Genomic DNA, 19,349 nt, shown 5'->3' with positions numbered 1-19,349 from the left:
GTTCGCAGTGTCCACTGGCGCAACAGCGGAGGCAGCGCCGCGAGCGCGCCTTTGCCCGTCCTACGATTCGAGGAGCCATCGTTGAGTTTCGTCGACAAGCATCAGTTGTGGACCGTCGAGCAGGCCGAGGCCGCAATGCGCATGCGCCGCCTCGCCGAGGAGCACGGCCTCACCACCATCCGCTTCTCGTTCCCGGACCAGCATGGCATTCTGCGCGGCAAGACACTCACTGTCGATGCTGCTTTGTCCTCGCTCGAGGACGGCTGCTCGATCACGACGACCCTGCTCGCCAAGGACACCTCGCATCGCACCGTGTTTCCGGTGTTCACCGCCGGCGGCGGCTTCGGCATGGCCGAGATGCAGGGCGGCAGCGACGCGCTGATGGTCGCCGATCCGACCACGTTCCGGGTGCTGCCCTGGGCGTCCGGCACCGGCTGGGTGCTGTGTGATCTGTACTTCGCCAACGGTGCGCCGGTCCCGTTCGCCACGCGCAATCTCTATCGGTCGGCATTGGCGACTCTCGAACAGCGTGGCTATCAGTTCATGGCCGGCCTCGAGGTCGAGTGCCACATCTTCAAGGTCGAGGATCCCAGGCTCGCGCCCGGTGATGCCGGCTCGCCCGGTCAGCCCGGCGTGCCGCCGACGGTCAGCCTGCTGACCCAGGGCTATCAATATCTCACCGAGCAGCGCTTCGATCAGATGGAGCCGGCGCTCGAGATCATCCGGGCGAACCTCGTCGCGCTGGGCCTGCCGTTGCGCTCGATCGAGCTCGAATATGGACCGAGCCAGTGCGAATTCGTGCTGCAGCCGGGCATCGGGCTGGCGCCTGCGGATACGATGGTGCTGTTCCGCAGCGCCGTGAAGCAGATCTGCCAGCGCCACGGCTATCACGCCACCTTCATGTGCCGGCCGCGCATCCCCAACGTGATGTCGTCGGGCTGGCATCTGCACCAGTCGCTGGTGGCGCGCGACGGCAGCAACGCGTTCATGACGGAGGACGCCGAAGGTCTGTCCGCGCTCGGCCGCCACTACATGGCGGGTCTGCTCGCGCATGCGCGTGCCTCCGCGCTGTTTTCGACGCCGACGATCAACGGCTACCGGCGCTACCGCGCCTATTCGCTGGCGCCGGACCGCGCGATCTGGGGCCGCGACAACAGAGGCGTCATGATCCGCGTGCTCGGCGGCCCCGGCGATCGCGCCACCCGCCTGGAGAACCGCATCGGCGAGCCCGCCGCCAACCCCTATCTCTACATGGCTTCGCAGATATCAGCCGGCCTCGACGGCATCGACCGCGAGCTCGATCCGGGACCGTCGGCGGATGTGCCCTATGAGACCAAGGCGAGCCTGCTGCCGAAATCGTTGCGCGAGGCGGTCGATGCGCTGAAGGACGACGCGTTCTTCCGCGAGGCGTTCGGTTCGACCTTCATCGACTACTACACCTTCATCAAGAACGCCGAGCTCGAGCGCTTCCAGCAGGAGGTCTCCGACTGGGAGCAGCGCGAATATTTCGAGATGTTCTGACGGCGCGGTGGCCCCTCACACGCTGCGCGTCAGCCCGCCGTCGACGCGGATGTTCTGGCCGGTGATGTAGGCGGCACCCTCGGAGGCCAGGAAGGCGATGGTCGCGGCGATCTCCTCGGACTTGCCGTAGCGGCCCATCGGCACCGTCTTGCTGCGCTCCTCCGTCGCCGGCAGGCTGTCGATCCAGCCCGGCAGCACGTTGTTCATGCGGATGTTGTCGGCCGCGTAGGTGTCGGTGAAGATCTTGGTGAAGGACGCGAGCCCGGCGCGGAACACCGCCGAGGTCGGGAACATCGAAGACGGTTCGAAGGTCCAGGCGGTCGAGATGTTGATGATCGCGCCGCCCTTATGCGCCTGCATGATCGGCGTCACCAGGCGTGTCGGGCGGATGACGTTCAGCAGATAGGTATCGAGGCCCGTGTGCCACTGCTCGTCGGTCAGCTCCAGGATCGGCGCGCGCGGGCCGTGGCCGGCGCTGTTGACGAGCACATCGATGCGGCCCCAGCGGTCCATCGCGCCGTCGACGAGGCGTTTCAGATCGTCGCTGGACGTGTTGGAGCCGGTGATGCCGAGGCCGCCGAGCTCGGCCGCCAGCGCCTCGCCCTTGCCCGACGACGACAGGATCGCGACGTGGAATCCATCAGCGGCAAGCCGGCGCGCGGCCGCTGCGCCCATGCCGCTGCCGCCCGCGGTGACCAGTGCGACACGTTGTGTGGCCATGACGATGACTCCTGCCTTTCACGGATGACGACGGCGATCATGTAGCGCCGTTCTCCCGGTGGCGTCGAGCAAAACACAGGAACGCGCCGGTCGCCATGACGGCGAGCGACAGATCATCAACAAGCCGTATCGGCACCGATCTGATCCGGCGCGTTGCTTGACCGGCGGCTGCAACGCGCCGAAAATCGGAAACAGGCCGGTGCAACGGGAACGCGCCACCGCGTGGATCCGTTGAGACCGGACAGCAGGGAGGCACGATGCGCCACGTGACGACGCAGACACCGGCCGATACGCCGGCCGTTCAGGTTCGCGGCGCGTCGCGCGAGCCCGGCGTGGTCGCGGCGAGCGCCTATGCCGATGGCCGCCGCGTCGCCGACGTCGCGATCGAGGAGGCCGGCGCCTGGAGCAGGCGGCCGGGCCATGTGGTGTGGATCGGGCTGCACGAGCCGGATGCGGCGCTGCTGCAGCGCGTCGCGGATCAGTTCGGGCTGCACGAGCTCGCGATCGAGGATGCGTCGAAGGCGCATCAGCAGCCCAAGGTCGAGCGCTACGGCGACGCGCTGTTCGTCGTCGCCCGCACCGCGCAGCTCGTCAAGGAGCACATCGTGTTCGGCGAGACCCACATCTTTGTCGGCCCCGGCTTCGTGGTCTCGGTGCGCCACGGCGCCTCGACCTCCTATGGCGCGGTGCGCGAGCGCTGCGAGAGCTGTCCGGGCTCGCTCGCCAAGGGCGAGGACTACATCCTCTATGCGATCCTCGATTTCATCGTCGACAACTACCGGCCGGTGACCGAGAGCATCATGGCCGAGGTCGAGACGCTGGAGGAGGTGGTGCTGCAGCGGCCGCTCGCGCGCCACGAGGTCGACCTTCTGTATCGCCTGCGGCGCGACTTGCTGCGGCTGCGCCGCGCCGTCGGCCCCGTGGTCGACGTCTGCAAGCGGCTCGAGCATGTCGACAACGTCGCGATCGACGCCGAGATGGCGCCGCTGTTTCGCGACGTCCTCGACCACGCCAAGCGCGCCGAGGAGGATGCGGATTCCTTGCGCGAGATCCTCGCCTTCGTGTTCGAGGCCAGCATGATGGCCGGCCAGGCGCAGCAGACCGACATCGCCCGTCGACTCACGGCCTGGGCGGCGATCCTCGCGGTGCCGACGGCCGTCGCCGGCATCTACGGCATGAACTTCGAGCACATGCCGGAGCTGAAATGGCAATACGGCTACTACGCCGTGCTGGGCTTCATCGCCACCGTGTGCAGCGTGCTGTACTGGCAGTTCCACCGGCGCGGATGGCTGTGAGGGGAGGGGCCGTCGGTCCCTGCTCGCGAAGCGGGTTCAGCCACTTGCGAACGGCGCGAAGGCGTTGCTCCAAATCTCCTGCGCCCAAGCGAGGCGCGGTGCCAGGGCGCTGAGTGCGGTGGCGCCGCGACCGCCGGGCACGACGTGGCGCGTGTGGCATCGAAATCGTTTGCCGTTGAGGAGGCAAGGCGTGCCATGGCGCAGCGGTCACGCCGCGGCGGATCGCCCCTGGTGCGCGGACCACCACGCGGCGATCGCGTCCGTCAGTTCGTCCCAGGTCGCGGTCGGCAGGTCGGGCACGGCGACGCGCACGCTGTAGCGATCCGTGGTGGCGTCGTGAAACCATTCCGTCGCAGCGAAATCGAAGCCGAAGCTGCCGGCGTGGCGGATCGGCAGCCCGGCGCGCCGGAGATCGTCGCTCATGGCGGTTGCGGCTTGCCGCGCGGTGGCCTCGTCGAGCGGCGCGCGGCCGGCGAGCGTGACGTAGAGCCCGTGCGCGAAGTCGAGCTCCGCGGTCAGGCCGTGCAGCGCGGTCGCGAATTGACGCCGCGCGCGCCGGCTGTTGCGCAGGATGGCGGCGACGCGCCGCGCGGTCAGTTCGCGATAGGCGGGCAGGCCGACATAAGGCGGGAAATGCGCCGGCAGCGCCGCGCCGCCTGACGGCGTTGCGCGTCTCGTCCGGCAGCGTCTGAAGCACAACGCGGCCCGCGGCGCCGGCCTTGCTCCAATCGATGAAGGCGACCGAGCCGAGCCGGCCATATTCAGCGCCGAGCGAGTCGAGCTTGGTGTGGCTGCGCACCATCACGACCGGCACGTCCCAGCGTCGCGCCCAGGCCAGCACGCGGCGAACGCGGCCGGAGCCGTTGGCAAAGCAGGTGGTGTCGAAGATCAGGAGATCGATCGCCGGGCGGTCGCAATTCAGCACGGCCTCGAAGCGCGGCGCGGTCGCGCTGGAATCGATCAGCAGCAGCCGCGGCGCGGGCGCGGGCTGCGCCAGCGCGGCGGCAAGGTCACGGGTCAGCGTCACCGGGCGCAGGTGCCGCGCATGCGCCGCGACCAGCTCCTGCGTCTCGCCATAGGAGCCCGGCAGCATCAGCAGGTCCGCCGTACCGAGAACGGGCCGCGTCGCCAGCAGCAGTGCCGCGATCGCCGCCATGCCGGAGATGGTGTAGATGGTGTCATGACGGCTCTCGCCCGCCGCGTAGAACGACGGCCCGCGCACGTCGAGATCGGCGCGCTGATAGTCGTAGCTGAAGGCGAACGGTCCGGCGCGATGATCGTCCGCATCCGCCCAGGCCGTCTCGGTCGCGGTCCAGTCGCTGAGTGCGTGCTCGGCCTTCAGCGCGGCCGTGAGCTGAAACTTGCGCCGGACGACCTCCATCACGGAGCGCGGCGCCGGCAGCGCATGCGGTCTCCGCAGGCAGCAATTCAGGAGCTGCAGCTCCTGATGCTTGCGGGCGAGATAGGCTTCGATCGTCTCCATCGGGCTCTTCATGGGTGATGCTGGCGGCCGGGAGGCAACGCGCAGGGATTGCGATGGGTCCAACGGAGTGCGGCAATGCCGCGCGGTTTGCTGTAGTCTGGCCGGACAAGGAGGAGATGAATGGGCAGGGAACTCGAAGGCAAGGTGGCGGCGGTCACCGGGGCGGCGTCGGGCATCGGCCTCGCCAGCAGCGCGGCGATGCTGGCCGCCGGCGCGCGCGTCGTCATGATCGACCGCGACGCCGCGGCGCTGGCGAGCCTGCGCGAGCGGCACGGCGAGGCCGTGATCCCCGTGGTGATCGACCTGCTCGATCCCACGGATTGCGCCACCCTGCTGCCGCGCGTGCTCGATGCGGCCGGCCGGCTCGACATCCTTCACGCCAATGCCGGCAGCTATCTCGGCGGCGATCTCGTCGACGCCAGGACGGACGCGATCGACCGCATGCTGAACCTCAACGTCAATGTCGTGATGAAGAACGTGCGCGACGCGCTCCCGCACATGATCGCGCGCGGGTCCGGCGACATCATCGTCACCAGCTCGCTCGCCGCCCATTACCCGACGCCGTGGGAGCCGGTCTATGCGTCGTCCAAATGGGCGATCGACTGCTTCGTGCAGACGGTGCGCCGCCAGGTCTTCAAGCATGGCATCCGCGTCGGCGCGATCTCGCCAGGCCCGGTGGTCACCGCGCTGATCGCCGACTGGCCGGCCGAGAAGCTGAAGGAGGCGCGCGAGTCCGGCAGCCTGCTGGAGCCCTCGGAGGTCGCCGAGGTGATCATGTTCATGCTGACCCGTCCGCGCGGCATGACCATCCGCGACGTCGTGATGCTGCCGACGAATTTTGATCTGTAGGGACATCCAAATTTTCATGAGCTGGAATCAGCCCCAAGTGATCGCCGCGCGCCAGGACATCCTTCAAGTGGCGCGGGATGTCCTGTCCGGCGCCGTGTCTCCGATCGAGGGTGCGCGAAGCATCGCAAGGCTTCGCTTCACCGCGCGGCTCGAGACCGATGTCGACATTCTTCCCCTGGTTGGAATCGACTCCGAAACGGACGCGCTCCCGCTTGGCCGCGATCGCGAGCACTGGCAGGCGCAAGCGCTGATCGACCTGCAGGGGGCGATCGATGACGCGCAGCGCTGGGCGCGCGACGTGGCAGACAGCCGTTGCCGAAGCCTTCTGGCTCGCTCGGGCAGTCTGTTGCGATGGCCGGGTTGACGGCCGTTCCAGGCTGCCGCCTTCACAGCGTCCGCGTATGACGATGAGTCCGGGAAACTACGGGGATCGAATTAAGCGCAACCTTAATCATAAGGAACCTAGCGTGAGCCCGCGCAATCCGGGGGCAATAATGAAGATCGGCCGACTTTTCGCAATTTCCATGTTGTCGGTGACGGCTTTGGCCGTCCTGCCTGCTGTTCAAGTCGTGATCGAGCAGGTCAGGGCTGTCAGCCACAAGGCCGAGGCGATCAAGACGGTCGAGGCGTTCGGCGCCGTGCTGCTCTACGCGCAGGACGTGGTCGGCCATCGCGCCCCCTACATCACGCCGATCTTCCAGGATGCTCCCGCCACGCCCGCGCAGCTCGAAGGCGTGCGCAAGATCAGGCAGTCCGCCGACGCATCCTTCGCCAGGGCGCGCGCGCAGCTGGCGAACGTCTCCAACGGCGAGGCGATCACGCGCAGCCTGGACCAGGCCTCGTCCAAGCTGAACGAGATCCTCGCCAAGGTGGACCCCGCGCTGACCGCGCCGCTGAACGCGCGCGATCCGGCCGTCATCAAGAGCTTTCTCCCCGGGGTCACCCAGGTCGCCCTGGCAATCGAGCCGATCCTGAACCAGCTGCAGAACCGCATCGCCAATGCCGACGCATCGCTGACGACGCTGCTCGACGTCGCCCGCACCGCGCAGGACCTGCGCGTGACCGCCGGCGGCCGGGCTGCCGCGCTGTCGCCGGCGCTCAGCGCCCGCCGCGCCGTGGCACCGGCCGAGAAGGCGGCGATGGACCGCGCCCAGGGCCGCACCGAAGCCGACCGCGAGCGCCTGGATGCCGGCATCGACCAACTCGGCAATCCGGAGCGGCTGCTCACGGCGTTCAAGGAGGCCCGTGACGCCTATTTCGGGCGCGCCGTTCCGATCGTCGACAAGGACATCGCAGCCGGGCTCGGCGATCTCAACTACGCACTCACCGCCGACAGCCTGGCCGAGGCGGTCGTCCCGGCCGTGCAGAAGTTCTTCGTCGTGCGCGACGCCGCGATCGCCGAGGCCCGCGAACGCGCCGTCGCGGCGCGCGATGCAGCCTATCTGATGCTCGCGCTGGCGACGGCGGTGGTCGCGGCCCTCGCCGGCATTCTCGTGTTCGTCACCATGCTGCTGCGCCGCCGCGTGATCAACCCGATCGTGAACCTGACCGGCCTGATCGGCCAGATGGCGGCCGGCCACGACGACGTGGCGATCCCGACGATCGATCGCGACGACGAGATCGCCGCGATGACCGGCTCGCTGCAGACCTTCAAGGAGGCGCTGCTGGAGAAGAAGCGCGCCGAGCAGGCGGCCGCGGCCGACGCGCAGGCCAAGATCGAGCGCGGCCAGCGTGTCGAGCGCTTCACGCGCGAGTTCGAGATGGCGATCGGCGAGGTCGTCGGCATCGTGTCATCGGCGTCGGCCGATCTGGAGCGCTCCGCCGCCACGCTGACGACGACCGCCGGCCGCTCGCTGGAGCTCGCCACCGTGGTGACCTCGGCGTCCGAGGAAGCCTCGACCAACGTGCATTCGGTCGCCGCGGCCGCCGAGGAGATGAGCTCGTCGGTCAACGAGATCAGCCGCCAGGTGCAGGACTCCGCGCGCATCGCCAACGAGGCGCTGGCGCAGGCGCGCAAGACCAACGACAACGTCGCCGAGCTCGCCAAGGCCGCGGCCCGGATCGGCGACGTCGTCGAGCTGATCAACGCGATCGCCGGCCAGACCAACCTGCTCGCGCTCAATGCCACCATCGAGGCCGCCCGCGCCGGCGAGGCCGGCCGCGGCTTCGCGGTGGTCGCCTCGGAGGTGAAGGCGCTGGCCGAGCAGACCGCCAAGGCGACGGGCGAGATCGGCCAGCAGATCGGCGGCATCCAGGCGGCCACCCAGGAGTCGGTCGGCTCGATCAAGGAGATCGGCGAAACCATCGCCCGGATGTCGGAGATCGCGTCCGCCATCGCTTCCGCCGTCGAGGAGCAGAGTTCGGCGACGCGCGAAATCTCGCGCAACGTCCAGCAGGCGGCGCACGGCACGCAGCAGGTGTCGGCGAACATCGCCAGCGTCCGGCATGGCGCCGACGAGACCGGCTCGGCCTCCTCGCAGGTGCTGTCCGCCGCGAAGTCGCTGTCCGGCCAGAGCAGCCGCCTCCGCGACGAGGTCAGCCGCTTCCTCGACTCGGTGCGCGCGGCGTGAGGGTGCATTATGCGTGGCCTCGACGAGGGCCGCGCATCGCCACCCGATCGCAGCAGCTATAGCCCGCATGAGCGCAAGCGACATGCGGGGCCAGCCCCCTCAGATATCGGTGCCGCTCATCCGGGCTACAGCTACTCAGATCTGCGCTGCTGCCGATGCTCCGCGATCGGACCGATCGCGCCCTTTGTTCTTCTCGGCTGCCCCGTTCTCCCGCGAACGCGGGAATCCATAACCCCAGGCGGATGTTAGCTTGCGAGACACGTTCAACTGAAGTGGACCCCACGCACGGGACCATGGATCGCCGAAAATTAAGGTGTGATCGCGCCTGCCCTGTCGTTCAAATCAAGCAGCTTCCTGCTGCTGCGTCTGGGCCTGCTGTGGGTATGTGGGCAACGCGTTTGCGTTGTCCAAGCGAAGCGGCATATCCACAGTCTGGGCCGCCTCGATCACATCCATGCCGGCGCGCCATACCGCCATGGGAAACTGATTGTTCATCGCCTGGTGCGGGCGGCGATGATTTTAAAAGGTCATCCATGAGCCGATGCCGTCTCGCGCTTCGCGCCCGTCAGCATAGGCTTTCAGATGCACTTCCTCATACTTGATCGAGCGCCACAATCGTTCGATGAAGATGTTGTCCATGAAACGGCCGCGTCCGTCCATCGAAATCGCAATGCCTGCAGCCTCCAGCCTGCCGGTGAAGGCTGAGCTGGTGAACTGCGCGCCCTGATCGGTGTTGAAGATCTTAGGCCGGCCGTGACGCGCCATCGCCTCGTCGAGCGCAGCGATGCAAAAGCCCGTATTCATCGTGTTCGACAAGCGCCACGCCAGCACCGCCCGGGTGGCCCAGTCGATGATCGCCACCAGATACAGGAACCCCTGCGCCATCGGAATGTAGGTGATGTCGGCCGCCCAGACGTGATTGGGCATCGGTGATGCTGACGCCGCGCAGCAGATAGGGATGGATCTTGTGGCCGGAGGCGGCCTTGCTGGTGCCGGGGCGCGGGACCAGCGCCAGTACCGTTAACGGACCGCCGGACAATGGTTGAAGTTTCCGATACAGGTGCTCTTTGAGTTTTGCTTCCAACCCTCTCCCTTTGAGGGGTTTCCAAGACATGTCTTGCAAGAAGTGGTCGACGTAGCGCCCTTGCAACCTAAGTTTTTGTAGCAAGTGCCCGCATGGACGGTCCAAGGAATGAAAACAATCGCGACTATTGCGGCGGCGGTGCAGATATTTCTCATCGTTTTTCCCATTTGAAGCGGTGATGGTCTCGATCGAGCCGATAAGCGAAGGGCTCGACCAGCATTTCAGTCGTCAAAGCGGGCACGGCATTGGTAGCTACCAATGCTAACGCTGGAGACTTAAACTGACATCGGGGTCGCACCCCGTTTTCGCATTGGGAGAATCCCCCATGGGCCGCCCAGCTTCGCACGCGTCAACTTGCCGGACGCAGACGGGCATGGATCAAGGCGCCGGTGCGCCGTAAGGGTCGCCGAGCAGCACGCTGCGGATCGCCACCAGAAGGTCTTCTGTCATCTCCTGCTTGGCGACGTAGTCGTCGGTGCCGGATTCGAAAGCGCGGCGGACGTATTGCGGCGAATCATGCCTGCTCAATCCAGGTAGCGGCAGACGAACAAAGCGCGCGCGAACGTCTCTCACCAGATCCAAACCATTGCTATCGCCAAGGAACAGATCGACGATCCCTAGATCGGGTTTCGTGGCCGCGATGGCCACGAGCGCATCCCGTTGGGTGGCCGCCAAGGCACATACGACAAGACCGGGCTCAGCATTGATCAGCGCGGTCAGCCTGCGCCGCATCAGGGGTGACTGTCCACAATGAGCAGACGCCGCGTGCGCCGTGCTGATTGCGCAGTCCGCTTTAGCACCATGGCCCAGACCGCGTGTTCGGCCGTCGCGCTTGCCGGAGAGGGGCTGTGCCTGCTTGGTCGAGAAGTCATCGGCGGCATGGCAGACGTGTATGACACTAGCCGCGCACTTGGGCGAACTTTATGACTCAACCCAATCGGCCGATTGTAACCCATTGAGCCGCGCGTTGGGCGAGTTCAGCAGCCGATTCGATCGCCAGCTTATTCTTGATGTGCTCAAGATGGGATTCTACCGTTTTGACGCTGCGGTTCAGTAGACCAGCGATCTGCCGCGTGGTTCGGCCCTGACCAACGAGCCGAAATACCTGCAATTCCCGATCGCTCAGCGTGCGCACCGGCGAGGCGGTCTCGAGCGGTCGCGCGCCGACGCATCGTTCAGCCAGCCGCCGCTGCAGAGCCTCGCTCATGTAGGTCTCGCCTGCAAGCACCCGACGAATGGCAGCGATCACGGTCGATTCGAGCTGTTGTTTGGTGACATAGCCGAGGGCGCCGGCGCAAAGCGCGCGCTCGGCGAACACCTCTTCGTCGTACATCGAAAGCACCAGCGAGCGAACGCCGGGATGACGCGCTTTGATTTCCTTGACGAGATCTAGGCCGTCCTCGTCGCCGAGAGCAAGGTCTACGATCACCAGATCAGGGCGACTGATCGCGATGGTCTTGAGCGCGGCCACGCGCGTACCGACCGCGCCGTGAACGGCGAGGCCGTTTTCCGCCTCGATGAGGGCGATCAACCCGCGGCACAGCACGGGATGATCGTCGACGACAAGCAGCCTCTTCCGCACCGCGTCCGCGGCTTCAGCCAGGCAAGTGGGCATCGCCGATACTTTCCTGCCGTTCGTAATTCGATAACAGCGGAAACGCGCACGCAACCATGACGCCGCGACGGGCCTGCGGCTCCACAGTAAGAGAACCGCCGATCGCCCGCGCGCGGTAGTCCATGGTATAAAGCCCGATGCCGTCATGATCGCGCCATTTTTCGGGAAGCCCGACACCGTTGTCCCGGATGCTCAATAGTCCCGAGCCTGCAGTGCACGCCAGACGGATCTCGATTTCGTCGGCTCGGCCGTGGCTGACCGCATTGCGGACGGCTTCTTGGGCGATACGCACGAGGTGGCTCGTGGTTTCGCGGCCAAGATCGGGACAAGGGGTATCTTCCACAAACGCACAAAAGGCGCCATGAGCGGCGCTGACGTTGCGGGCGAGGCTCTCAAGGGAGCCGACAAGATCCGCGCTATTCAGACCGATCGAGCTGAGCCCACGAGCGAGGTCACGCGCCTCGCCGATGGTCTCGTTCAGCAATCGTACGAGTTCGGCCGCGGCCGCGGCGGGACCCGGTTGGCCGCTCGCCGCCAAACTTCGCCACAGCGCCGCAGCTAGCGCCGCTAAGCCGGCGAGCGATTGGCAGAGCCCGTCGTGGAGTTCACGCCCAATGCGCTGTCTCTCGCGAGAGGCAATCGCAAGAATTTCACGTTCAAGAATTTCTTGTTGCCCAATATCGCGAGTTATGGCTTCGATCTGCTCCCGTTGCATCGAAGACCAGCCAGGTTTTCTCGTGACTAAGATACACCCTTAGGATGTATCAGCAGTATGATCGAGTCAACTTCAAAGATCGATTTAAACCGCATAACTTTATGTACATTAAAGCTACGCGCCGCACCGTTGTAATTGTCGATCGGCAGGGCGTCGATGAAGCTCATCGCGTCGACGGAGAACACCGCGCCGCCATTCGCCGTCTTTCCCGACGCTAGCATGAGTCAGTGGACGCTGAGCCTTGCAGCTTCCATACGCATGAAATGTGGACGTGAGGTGAAGGTCTCACAGGCGTTGAATAGCGGGCAGCGGGTTTATCCTCATTCATGATTGATCGCCTCGGCAACTCTGTTGAGGCAATCTCATGACAGGCAAGATCAAACCAATCTCGATCTGTCTCGCGGGCGCCCGACCGCAAGGTACGACCGCCGTGCTTCCACGTCAGTTGCGCGAAACGGAAATGCAACGCCAGCGGTCGCCACGCTTCCATTAGACGTCCGTGTAGCAGCCAGTCCCCCGGCTTCCGTCGGGTTTGGTGAAGTGCGTGCGTGCATTCACGACACCGATGTCTCCAAGGACCCTGATCTGGATGTCGCTGCCGGAAATCTCGGTGACCGGCGACTTCCGGGCGACTTGCCGCAGGAAGCCGGCGCGGTCGAGGACGGTCCCGTCCGGGGATTACGGTGACGCTGGGATTACGGTGACGCTGCACCAAACAAAGCCCCCTCCGCCGCCCGTATCCCAGCTCTGCTGAAACTGCCCGTCGTGCCACTCTGCCGCACCCATTCCCCTTGTGCCGTCGGGCAAATCACCTGCACATTTCCGGCCGTCCCGTGCTCATCGAAGAGGGGCGTTCGCGAGTCGTCACGAGCGTTGGGTGTGGGATGCGATGGCCGGGTCGGAGTTGCAGCGCGCATTCGCGAGCGGACGAACAACTTCGATACGGACGGTGAAGTCGCGTGGTCCTGGCCTCCCGATGCTGAGGTCAAGCTCGCTGATGTGCGTCAGTGCATCGCGGGTGATGGGGGCAACAAAGCCCGGTCCCCAGGGAGAGCGCGTATAAGTCGTAAAGCCATTGCGCAGGGAGGGCCGGGTGTGTTCGGCCAGACCTGTGGTGACTGCCGCCTGCATTCTTTTTCTGCAGGCGGGCCACGGGCGCGGCCAGCGCCCGGCCTTCCCTGCGCCCTCGATTTCCGGAGAGGGCGGTGCTGCAGCAGAGCTCGGACGCAAATTGCGCCGCGAGGCCGACGACGTGCATCTGCGCGTGGCCTGTGGTCCCGAGGCGTCGCCGAAGATCATGTTTGGGGAAGAACGCCCTGGTGCTGCCGGACAGGATTGAACTGTCGACCTCTCCCTTACCAAGGGAGTGCTCTACCACTGAGCTACGGCAGCAAAGGGACTGGCGGGGACCGGCCCGAAAGCCGCGACCGAACGCGGGCGGTTCTTGCCACAAGGTCCCCGCCTGCGCAAGCGCGGCTCGCCCGGTTTTCCGGGAAAGACGTCAGCGTGATGTATCGAAACGGAGCGAAAGACCTCCGAATCGGAACGAAATCGCCCTTTCGCGGCGGATTTTCGCGGTTGGTCGCCCTTGGCGTCCCCAATGCCCGGGGCGCAGCGGCAACTCCCCATCCGGGCAGGCGACGGCCGGCCGGGCGGAACCCTACCGTCTGCATCGCCAACGCCTCTTGGCTTTCGCACCTGCGGCCCCAATTGTGCCTCTGGTATGGGGTGACCGGAGGAAGGGGATGACCGATAAGACCGGGAAGGCGGCGCCGAAGGGCGCGCGCGAGGAGCGGCTGAAGCAGGCGCTGCGCGAGAACCTGAAGCGGCGCAAGGCGCAGAGCCGCGAGCGCAGCCAGGCGGTGACGGTCGAGAAGGACGGCTTGGACGAGGCCGCTGCCGACGGCCGGGACGATTCGAAGCATTGAGCAGATGGCAGGCGGGGTGGGCGTGATGGCAGCGGATGAAGGGATGACGGCGGATGCGGCGGCACAACGGGCGGAGCTCGCGAAGACGCTGCCGCGCTTCGACCAGACTTTTCCGGAGCTGACGCCCCAGGAGATCGCGCGCCTGCGCGGCTTCGGCGAGATCCAGACCTATCGTGACGGCGAGCTGCTGTTCGAGACCGGCAAGCCCGGCCCCGGCATGTTCGTCATCCTCAAAGGCCATGTCGCGATCACCCAGCGTGACGGCCTCGGTCACGTCACCCCGGTGATCGACCAGGGGCCAGGGCAGTTTCTGGCCGAGATCGCCCAGCTCTCCGGCCGCGTCGCGCTGGTCGATGGCCATGCCGAGGGCGACGTCGAGGTCATCCTGATTCGCCCCGAACGGTTGCGCGCGCTGTTGATCGCCGAGGCCGAGCTCGGTGAGCGCATCATGCGGGCGCTGATCCTGCGCCGTGTGAATCTCATTCAGGGCGGCGCCGGCGGCCCGGTCATGATCGGGCCGCCGCAATCGGCGGCGATCGCGCGGCTGCAGAGCTTCCTCACCCGCAACGGCTTTCCGCACCATCTGCTCGATCCCGCCGTCGATCACGACGCCGCCGACCTGATCGCGCGCTATTCGCCGACCCCGGCCGAGCTGCCGCTGGTGGTGGTGTCCGACGGCAGCGTGCTGCGCAATCCCAGCGAGACCGAGCTGGCGCGTGCCGTCGGGATGATCGGCGGGCCGCGCGGCGAGAAGATCTACGATGTCGCGGTCGTCGGCTGCGGGCCGGCGGGCCTTGCCACGGCGGTGTATGGCGCCTCCGAAGGTCTTTCCGTCGCGGTGCTGGACTCGCGTGCGTTCGGCGGCCAGGCCGGCGCCAGCGCGCGCATCGAGAACTATTTCGGCTTCCCGACCGGCATCACCGGCCTCGCGCTGACCGCGCGCGCCTTCAACCAGGCGCAGAAGTTCGGCGCCGAGATCATGATCCCGGTGTCGGTCAATGCGCTCGACTGCGAGCGCAAGGCCGGCGCCTTCGTGCTGGCGCTCGAGGGCGGCGACGAGGTGCGGGCGCGCTCGGTGGTGGTCGCCAGCGGCGCGCGCTATCGCCGGCCTGATCTTGCCCGGCTCAAGGAGTTCGAGGGGCGCGGCGTGTGGTACTGGGCCTCGCCGATCGAGGCGCGGCTGTGCGCGGGGCAGGAGGTCGCCCTCGTCGGCGGCGGCAATTCCGCGGGGCAGGCCGCGGTGTTTCTGTCGGGGCACGTCAAGAAGGTGCGGATGATCATCCGTGGCGGCGGGCTTGCCGCGTCGATGTCGCGCTATCTCATCGAGCGCATCGAGGCGACGCCGAACATCGAGCTGTTGTTCAACACCGAGGTCGTCGCGCTCGATGGCGGGGCCGACACCGGCCTCGAACGCATCACCTTGAAGAGCCGGCTGTCCGGCGAAGAGACGCCGGCCGACATCAGCAATCTGTTTCTGTTCGTCGGCGCCGATCCCGCCACCGGCTGGCTCGACGGCTGCGGCATCACGCTCGATCGCGCCGGCTTCGTCGTCACCGGGGCGCAGTCGGAGCAGAATGCCGGGCGGATGGTGTCGCCGCTCGAGACCTCGGTGCCCGGCGTCTATGCGGTCGGCGACGTCCGCTCCGGCTCGGTCAAGCGCGTCGGCGGTGCGATCGGCGAGGGGGCCCAGGTCGTCGCCGCGCTGCACGGGTTTCTGGCCGATGCGCTGGTCCCGCCGGTCTGATTCGCGCCTTTCCGCCGCGGGGGCCGTACCGTCAGGGGATGAATTCCCGGCGGCTGCGACCTGCCGTTGCGAACTCATCAAATCGCCGTAATGTCGGTCCTGTTGCGCCGACCTTAGCCCAATTTCCCGGCCAGCCCCACAGGACCAGCATGGATCGCATTCGCATCGTCGGCGGCAACCCACTTCGCGGCACCATCCCGATTTCGGGCGCGAAGAACGCCGCCCTGCCGCTGATGATCGCGGGTCTTTTGACGCCGGAGACGCTGATCCTGGACAACGTCCCCCGCCTCGCCGACGTCGCGCAGCTGCAGCGCATCCTCGGCAATCACGGCGTGGACATCATGTCGGTCGGCAAGCGTCCCGGCGATGGCCAATACCAGGGGCAGACCTTGCAGATCTCGGCGGCCAACATCATCGACACCACGGCGCCCTATGAGCTGGTGTCGCGGATGCGCGCCAGCTTCTGGGTGATCGCGCCGCTGCTCGCGCGGATGCACGAGGCGCGGGTGTCCCTGCCCGGCGGCTGCGCCATCGGCACGCGGCCGGTCGATCTCCTGATCATGGCGCTGGAAAAGCTCGGCGCCAGCATCGAGATCGATGCCGGCTATGTCGTCGCCAAGGCGCCGGGCGGCCTGCGCGGCGGCACGATCGATTTCCCCAAGGTCACCGTCGGCGGCACCCATGTCGCGGTCATGGCCGCGAGCCTCGCCAAGGGCGCGACCGTCATCACCAACGCCGCCTGCGAGCCGGAGATCACCGATCTCGCCGAATGTCTCAACAAGATGGGCGCGCGCATCTCTGGCGCCGGCACGCCACGCATCGAGATCGAGGGCGTGGTGTCGCTGCACGGCGCGCGTCACACCGTGTTGCCCGACCGCATCGAGGCCGGCACCTATGCGATCGCCGCGGCGATGACCGGCGGCGATGTCCGGCTCGCCGGCGCGCGCCCGGAGCTGTTGCAGTCCGCGCTCGACGTGCTGACCGAGGCCGGCGCCGAGATCTCGAGCGACGCCGAGGGCATCCGTGTCGTCAGGAACGGCCACGGCATCCGCCCGGTGCAGGTGACGACCGCGCCGTTCCCCGGCTTTCCGACCGACCTGCAGGCCCAGCTGATGGCGCTGATGGTCTGCGCGCAGGGCGCCTCGGCGATCACCGAGACCATCTTCGAGAACCGTTTCATGCATGTGCAGGAACTCGCACGGTTCGGCGCGCGTATCAGTCTCGACGGCGAGACCGCGCGGATCGAGGGCACCTCTCATTTGCGCGGCGCGCCCGTGATGGCGACCGATCTGCGCGCCTCGGTGTCGCTGGTCATTGCCGGGCTTGCTGCGGAAGGCGAAACCATGATCAATCGCGTCTACCATCTCGATCGCGGCTTCGAGCGGCTGGAGGACAAGCTGAAGGCCTGCGGCGCCACGATCGAGCGCATCCGCGAGTGAAGGCGCTGCCAAGAGGATGAGACCGTGACCGACCGGCTCAAACTGATCGCGCTCGATGCCGACGATCTCGCCGTCATCTCGGCCCATGTACAGGACGCGCGGGTGCAGGCGGCCGACATCATCTGGCGCCAGGCCGAGAAGCGGCTGGTGATCGGCATGAACCGGCTCGACTGGGATCAGGCGCTGCATGGTGAGAGCGAGCCGCGCCGGCTGCTCGCGGCGTTGCGGTTCGACCGGGTGCTGGCCTGCAAGTCGCGCCGCATCGACCTCGCCGCGCCCGCGGCCGTGCTGGAGCTGATCGGCATCGAATTCCATGCCGGCGCCGAGCCGCCCGCCGGCAGCGCGCTGCTGCTGTTCTCCCATGGCGGCGCATTGCGGCTCGATGTCGAATGTCTCGAATGCGAGCTGACCGATCTTGGCGAGGACGATCTCGGCACCAGCGATATCGATGGCGGTCCGCCGCTGACCGGGTAGGCGCCGGTTCAAAGGGTTGACGGCCCCGCGCTGCCGCGCCATTGAGCAGGGGGTCGGGGGCAGCCACCCCTTCGGAAAGTGCCAGAGATGCCCATTCGCCTGTCCCGCGCCAGCACCGATTTCGACACTCAGTTTCGGCAGTTTCTCGCCGCCAAGCGCGAGACCTCCGCCGACGTCGAAGCCGCCGCCCGCGCCATCGTCGACGACGTCGCCCGGCGCGGCGATGCGGCGCTGCTCGAGGCGACGCGCAAGTTCGACCGGCTGGAGCTCGATGCCTCCTCGCTGCGCGTGACGGCCGCCGAGATCGAGGCCGCCTTCAAGGCCTGTGACGCCGCGACCTTGGATGCGCTGAAATTCGCCCGCGGCCGCATCGAGGCCTTTCATCTCAAGCAGCTGCCGGCCGACCAGCGCTTCACCGACGAAGCCGGCGTCGAGCTCGGCTGGCGCTGGAGCGCGATCGAATCCGCCGGTCTCTACGTCCCCGGCGGCACCGCGGCCTATCCGTCCTCGGTGCTGATGAATGCCATTCCCGCCAAGGTCGCCGGCGTCGACCGGCTCGTGATGGTGGTGCCGACGCCGGACGGCAAGCTCAATCCGCTGGTGCTGGCCGCCGCCCATCTCGGCGGCGTCTCCGAGATCTACCGCGTCGGCGGCGCCCAGGCCGTGGCCGCGCTGGCGCATGGCACCGCGACGATCGCCCCGGTCGCCAAGATCGTCGGCCCGGGCAACGCCTATGTCGCCGCCGCCAAGCGGCTGGTGTTCGGCAAGGTCGGCATCGACATGATCGCCGGCCCCTCCGAGGTGCTGGTCATCGCCGACGACAGCGGCAATGCCGACTGGATCGCCGCCGATCTGCTCGCCCAGGCCGAGCATGACGCCAGCGCGCAATCGATCCTGATCACCGACAGCCGCCGCCTGGCCGATGATGTCGCCCGCGCCGTCGAGGGCCAGCTCAAGACCCTGCCGCGTGCCGCGATCGCCGGCGCGTCGTGGGCCGATTTCGGCGCCATCATCGAGGTGGATTATCTCGACCAGGCCGTGCCGCTGGCGGACGCCATCGCCGCCGAGCATCTGGAGATCATGACGGCCGATCCCGACGCGTTCGCGGCCCGTGTCCGCAATGCCGGCGCCATCTTCCTGGGCGCGCACACGCCGGAGGCGATCGGCGACTATGTCGGCGGCTCCAATCACGTGCTGCCGACCGCGCGCTCGGCGCGGTTCTCCTCAGGTCTCGGCGTGCTCGACTTCATGAAGCGCACGTCGCTGTTGAAATGCGGCCCCGAGCAGTTGCGCGCGCTGGGGCCAGCGGCGATGACACTGGGCAAGGCCGAGGGTCTCGACGCCCATTCACGCTCCGTGGGAATACGCCTCAATCTGCCATGACCCAGCACCCGCCAGGCGACGACCGGACCAATCGCATCGTGGCGGTGACGCTCGACGAGGAGTCGATCGGCCGCTCCGGTCCGGACATCGAGCATGAGCGGGCGATCGCGATCTACGACCTCGTCGAGGAGAACCTGTTCGCGCCCGAGGGTGCCGACGGCGCCGGTCCCTTCACCCTGCATCTCGGTATCACCGCCAACCGGCTGATGTTCGACATCCGCAAGGAGGACGGCACGCCGGTCGTGACGCATCTGTTGTCGCTGTCGCCGTTCCGGCGGATCGTGAAGGACTACTTCATGATCTGCGACAGCTACTACCAGGCGATCCGCACCGCGACGCCGGACAAGATCGAGGCCATCGACATGGGCCGCCGCGGCATCCACGACGAGGGCTCGCGCACCCTTCAGGAGCGGCTGAAGGGCAAGGTGCGGGTCGATTTCGAGACCTCGCGCCGGCTGTTCACTTTGATCACGGTGCTGCACTGGAAGGGCGAGGGCCAGTGATGCCGCGGGCCGCCACGCGCGCGTCC

At 67.0% G+C, this 19,349-nt stretch carries 16 protein-coding genes, 1 tRNA gene and 3 pseudogenes; 11 read left to right on the top strand and 9 right to left on the bottom strand.

The annotated features are described in order from the left end of the window. The first annotated feature begins 81 nt into the window (after positions 1 to 81). A complete protein-coding gene (locus QX094_RS09360) occupies positions 82 to 1,521 on the top strand; it encodes a glutamine synthetase family protein (RefSeq protein ID WP_316187854.1) in 1,440 nt (479 codons plus the stop codon). 15 nt (positions 1,522 to 1,536) lie between these two features. Here the strand turns inward: QX094_RS09360 and QX094_RS09355 are convergent, their stop codons facing one another. After that, positions 1,537 to 2,241: an SDR family oxidoreductase gene (locus QX094_RS09355; protein WP_316187853.1), complete on the bottom strand. Its 705-nt coding sequence runs from the start codon at positions 2,239 to 2,241 to the stop codon at positions 1,537 to 1,539. Positions 2,242 to 2,498: 257 nt separating this feature from the next. Here QX094_RS09355 and QX094_RS09350 point away from each other — a divergent pair, with 257 nt between their 5' ends. Continuing rightward, positions 2,499 to 3,536, top strand: coding sequence for a magnesium and cobalt transport protein CorA (locus QX094_RS09350; RefSeq protein WP_315717882.1), 1,038 nt, complete (start codon positions 2,499 to 2,501; stop codon positions 3,534 to 3,536). 207 nt (positions 3,537 to 3,743) lie between these two features. Here QX094_RS09350 and QX094_RS09345 read toward each other — a convergent pair. Continuing rightward, a pseudogene (locus tag QX094_RS09345) lies at positions 3,744 to 5,019 on the bottom strand (hypothetical protein). 120 nt (positions 5,020 to 5,139) lie between these two features. Between QX094_RS09345 and QX094_RS09340 the strand changes: the two are divergent. The 3 genes from QX094_RS09340 to QX094_RS09330 all read left to right on the top strand — a co-directional run bounded on the left by QX094_RS09340 (position 5,140) and on the right by QX094_RS09330 (position 8,438). Continuing rightward, the gene (locus QX094_RS09340; protein WP_316187852.1) at positions 5,140 to 5,868 is read left to right on the top strand and encodes an SDR family oxidoreductase; all 729 of its coding nucleotides are present in this window, start codon (positions 5,140 to 5,142) and stop codon (positions 5,866 to 5,868) included. A 16-nt stretch (positions 5,869 to 5,884) separates the two neighbouring features. Further along, positions 5,885 to 6,232, top strand: a complete 348-nt coding sequence (locus QX094_RS09335) for a hypothetical protein (protein ID WP_316187851.1) — start codon at positions 5,885 to 5,887, stop codon at positions 6,230 to 6,232. A gap of 130 nt (positions 6,233 to 6,362) precedes the next feature. Then, complete coding sequence (locus QX094_RS09330) at positions 6,363 to 8,438, top strand: HAMP domain-containing methyl-accepting chemotaxis protein (RefSeq protein WP_316187850.1); 2,076 nt, start codon at positions 6,363 to 6,365, stop codon at positions 8,436 to 8,438. A 342-nt stretch (positions 8,439 to 8,780) separates the two neighbouring features. Here QX094_RS09330 and QX094_RS09320 read toward each other — a convergent pair. The 7 genes and pseudogenes from QX094_RS09320 to QX094_RS09295 form a co-directional block, all read right to left on the bottom strand. Then, positions 8,781 to 9,450: pseudogene (locus QX094_RS09320) on the bottom strand (IS3 family transposase); the annotation flags it as partial. Positions 9,451 to 9,900: 450 nt separating this feature from the next. Next, entirely contained in the window at positions 9,901 to 10,254 is a 354-nt protein-coding gene (locus QX094_RS09315) for a response regulator transcription factor (protein ID WP_315717877.1), read from the bottom strand. 196 nt (positions 10,255 to 10,450) lie between these two features. Then, complete coding sequence (locus QX094_RS09310; RefSeq protein WP_315717876.1) at positions 10,451 to 11,137, bottom strand: response regulator transcription factor; 687 nt, start codon at positions 11,135 to 11,137, stop codon at positions 10,451 to 10,453. Further along, entirely contained in the window at positions 11,118 to 11,852 is a 735-nt protein-coding gene (locus QX094_RS09305; protein ID WP_315751346.1) for a sensor histidine kinase, read from the bottom strand. Before QX094_RS09305 ends, QX094_RS09310 begins: the two co-directional genes overlap by 20 nt. A gap of 489 nt (positions 11,853 to 12,341) precedes the next feature. Beyond that, positions 12,342 to 12,515: pseudogene (locus QX094_RS34535) on the bottom strand (nuclear transport factor 2 family protein); the annotation flags it as partial. A 201-nt stretch (positions 12,516 to 12,716) separates the two neighbouring features. Next, positions 12,717 to 12,983, bottom strand: coding sequence for a hypothetical protein (locus QX094_RS09300; RefSeq protein WP_316187848.1), 267 nt, complete (start codon positions 12,981 to 12,983; stop codon positions 12,717 to 12,719). Between the two features lie 186 nt (positions 12,984 to 13,169). Further along, positions 13,170 to 13,244, bottom strand: a tRNA-Thr gene (locus QX094_RS09295). A 353-nt stretch (positions 13,245 to 13,597) separates the two neighbouring features. On the opposite strand from QX094_RS09295, the gene QX094_RS09290 reads away from it, so the two are divergent. The 6 genes from QX094_RS09290 to QX094_RS09265 all read left to right on the top strand — a co-directional run bounded on the left by QX094_RS09290 (position 13,598) and on the right by QX094_RS09265 (position 19,323). Next, positions 13,598 to 13,780: a hypothetical protein gene (locus QX094_RS09290; protein WP_316165560.1), complete on the top strand. Its 183-nt coding sequence runs from the start codon at positions 13,598 to 13,600 to the stop codon at positions 13,778 to 13,780. Between the two features lie 43 nt (positions 13,781 to 13,823). Further along, positions 13,824 to 15,524 (top strand): FAD-dependent oxidoreductase, encoded by a 1,701-nt coding sequence (locus QX094_RS09285; RefSeq protein ID WP_410052261.1) that lies wholly within the window; start codon positions 13,824 to 13,826, stop codon positions 15,522 to 15,524. 149 nt (positions 15,525 to 15,673) lie between these two features. Further along, the gene (gene murA / locus QX094_RS09280; protein WP_315828010.1) at positions 15,674 to 16,963 is read left to right on the top strand and encodes a UDP-N-acetylglucosamine 1-carboxyvinyltransferase; all 1,290 of its coding nucleotides are present in this window, start codon (positions 15,674 to 15,676) and stop codon (positions 16,961 to 16,963) included. Positions 16,964 to 16,987: 24 nt separating this feature from the next. Beyond that, positions 16,988 to 17,437: a DUF2948 family protein gene (locus tag QX094_RS09275; RefSeq protein ID WP_316187846.1), complete on the top strand. Its 450-nt coding sequence runs from the start codon at positions 16,988 to 16,990 to the stop codon at positions 17,435 to 17,437. Positions 17,438 to 17,524: 87 nt separating this feature from the next. Next, positions 17,525 to 18,820, top strand: a complete 1,296-nt coding sequence (hisD, locus tag QX094_RS09270) for a histidinol dehydrogenase (protein ID WP_316187845.1) — start codon at positions 17,525 to 17,527, stop codon at positions 18,818 to 18,820. Then, entirely contained in the window at positions 18,817 to 19,323 is a 507-nt protein-coding gene (locus QX094_RS09265) for a UPF0262 family protein (RefSeq protein ID WP_315717869.1), read from the top strand. The genes hisD and QX094_RS09265 overlap by 4 nt, the downstream gene beginning before the upstream one ends. The last annotated feature ends 26 nt before the right edge of the window (positions 19,324 to 19,349 follow it).

Origin of the sequence: Bradyrhizobium sp. SZCCHNS1050, from assembly GCF_032484785.1 — a bacterium.
GTDB lineage: Bacteria > Pseudomonadota > Alphaproteobacteria > Rhizobiales > Xanthobacteraceae > Bradyrhizobium.
Note: the sequence above shows the minus strand (reverse complement) of the source record. Positions and strands in the feature narration are given on the sequence as shown.

What these genes read in the sequence shown, in the direction of transcription:
- QX094_RS09355 (WP_316187853.1), bottom strand. Translation starts at nt 2,241, where the DNA reads ATGGCCACACAACGTGTCGCACTGGTCACCGCGGGCGGCAGCGGCATG.
- QX094_RS09350 (WP_315717882.1), top strand. Translation starts at nt 2,499, where the DNA reads ATGCGCCACGTGACGACGCAGACACCGGCCGATACGCCGGCCGTTCAG.
- QX094_RS09340 (WP_316187852.1), top strand. Translation starts at nt 5,140, where the DNA reads ATGGGCAGGGAACTCGAAGGCAAGGTGGCGGCGGTCACCGGGGCGGCG.
- QX094_RS09335 (WP_316187851.1), top strand. Translation starts at nt 5,885, where the DNA reads ATGAGCTGGAATCAGCCCCAAGTGATCGCCGCGCGCCAGGACATCCTT.
- QX094_RS09330 (WP_316187850.1), top strand. Translation starts at nt 6,363, where the DNA reads ATGAAGATCGGCCGACTTTTCGCAATTTCCATGTTGTCGGTGACGGCT.
- QX094_RS09315 (WP_315717877.1), bottom strand. Translation starts at nt 10,254, where the DNA reads ATGCGGCGCAGGCTGACCGCGCTGATCAATGCTGAGCCCGGTCTTGTC.
- QX094_RS09310 (WP_315717876.1), bottom strand. Translation starts at nt 11,137, where the DNA reads ATGCCCACTTGCCTGGCTGAAGCCGCGGACGCGGTGCGGAAGAGGCTG.
- QX094_RS09305 (WP_315751346.1), bottom strand. Translation starts at nt 11,852, where the DNA reads ATGCAACGGGAGCAGATCGAAGCCATAACTCGCGATATTGGGCAACAA.
- QX094_RS09300 (WP_316187848.1), bottom strand. Translation starts at nt 12,983, where the DNA reads ATGCAGGCGGCAGTCACCACAGGTCTGGCCGAACACACCCGGCCCTCC.
- QX094_RS09290 (WP_316165560.1), top strand. Translation starts at nt 13,598, where the DNA reads ATGACCGATAAGACCGGGAAGGCGGCGCCGAAGGGCGCGCGCGAGGAG.
- QX094_RS09285 (WP_410052261.1), top strand. Translation starts at nt 13,824, where the DNA reads ATGACGGCGGATGCGGCGGCACAACGGGCGGAGCTCGCGAAGACGCTG.
- murA (WP_315828010.1), top strand. Translation starts at nt 15,674, where the DNA reads ATGGATCGCATTCGCATCGTCGGCGGCAACCCACTTCGCGGCACCATC.
- hisD (WP_316187845.1), top strand. Translation starts at nt 17,525, where the DNA reads ATGCCCATTCGCCTGTCCCGCGCCAGCACCGATTTCGACACTCAGTTT.
- QX094_RS09265 (WP_315717869.1), top strand. Translation starts at nt 18,817, where the DNA reads ATGACCCAGCACCCGCCAGGCGACGACCGGACCAATCGCATCGTGGCG.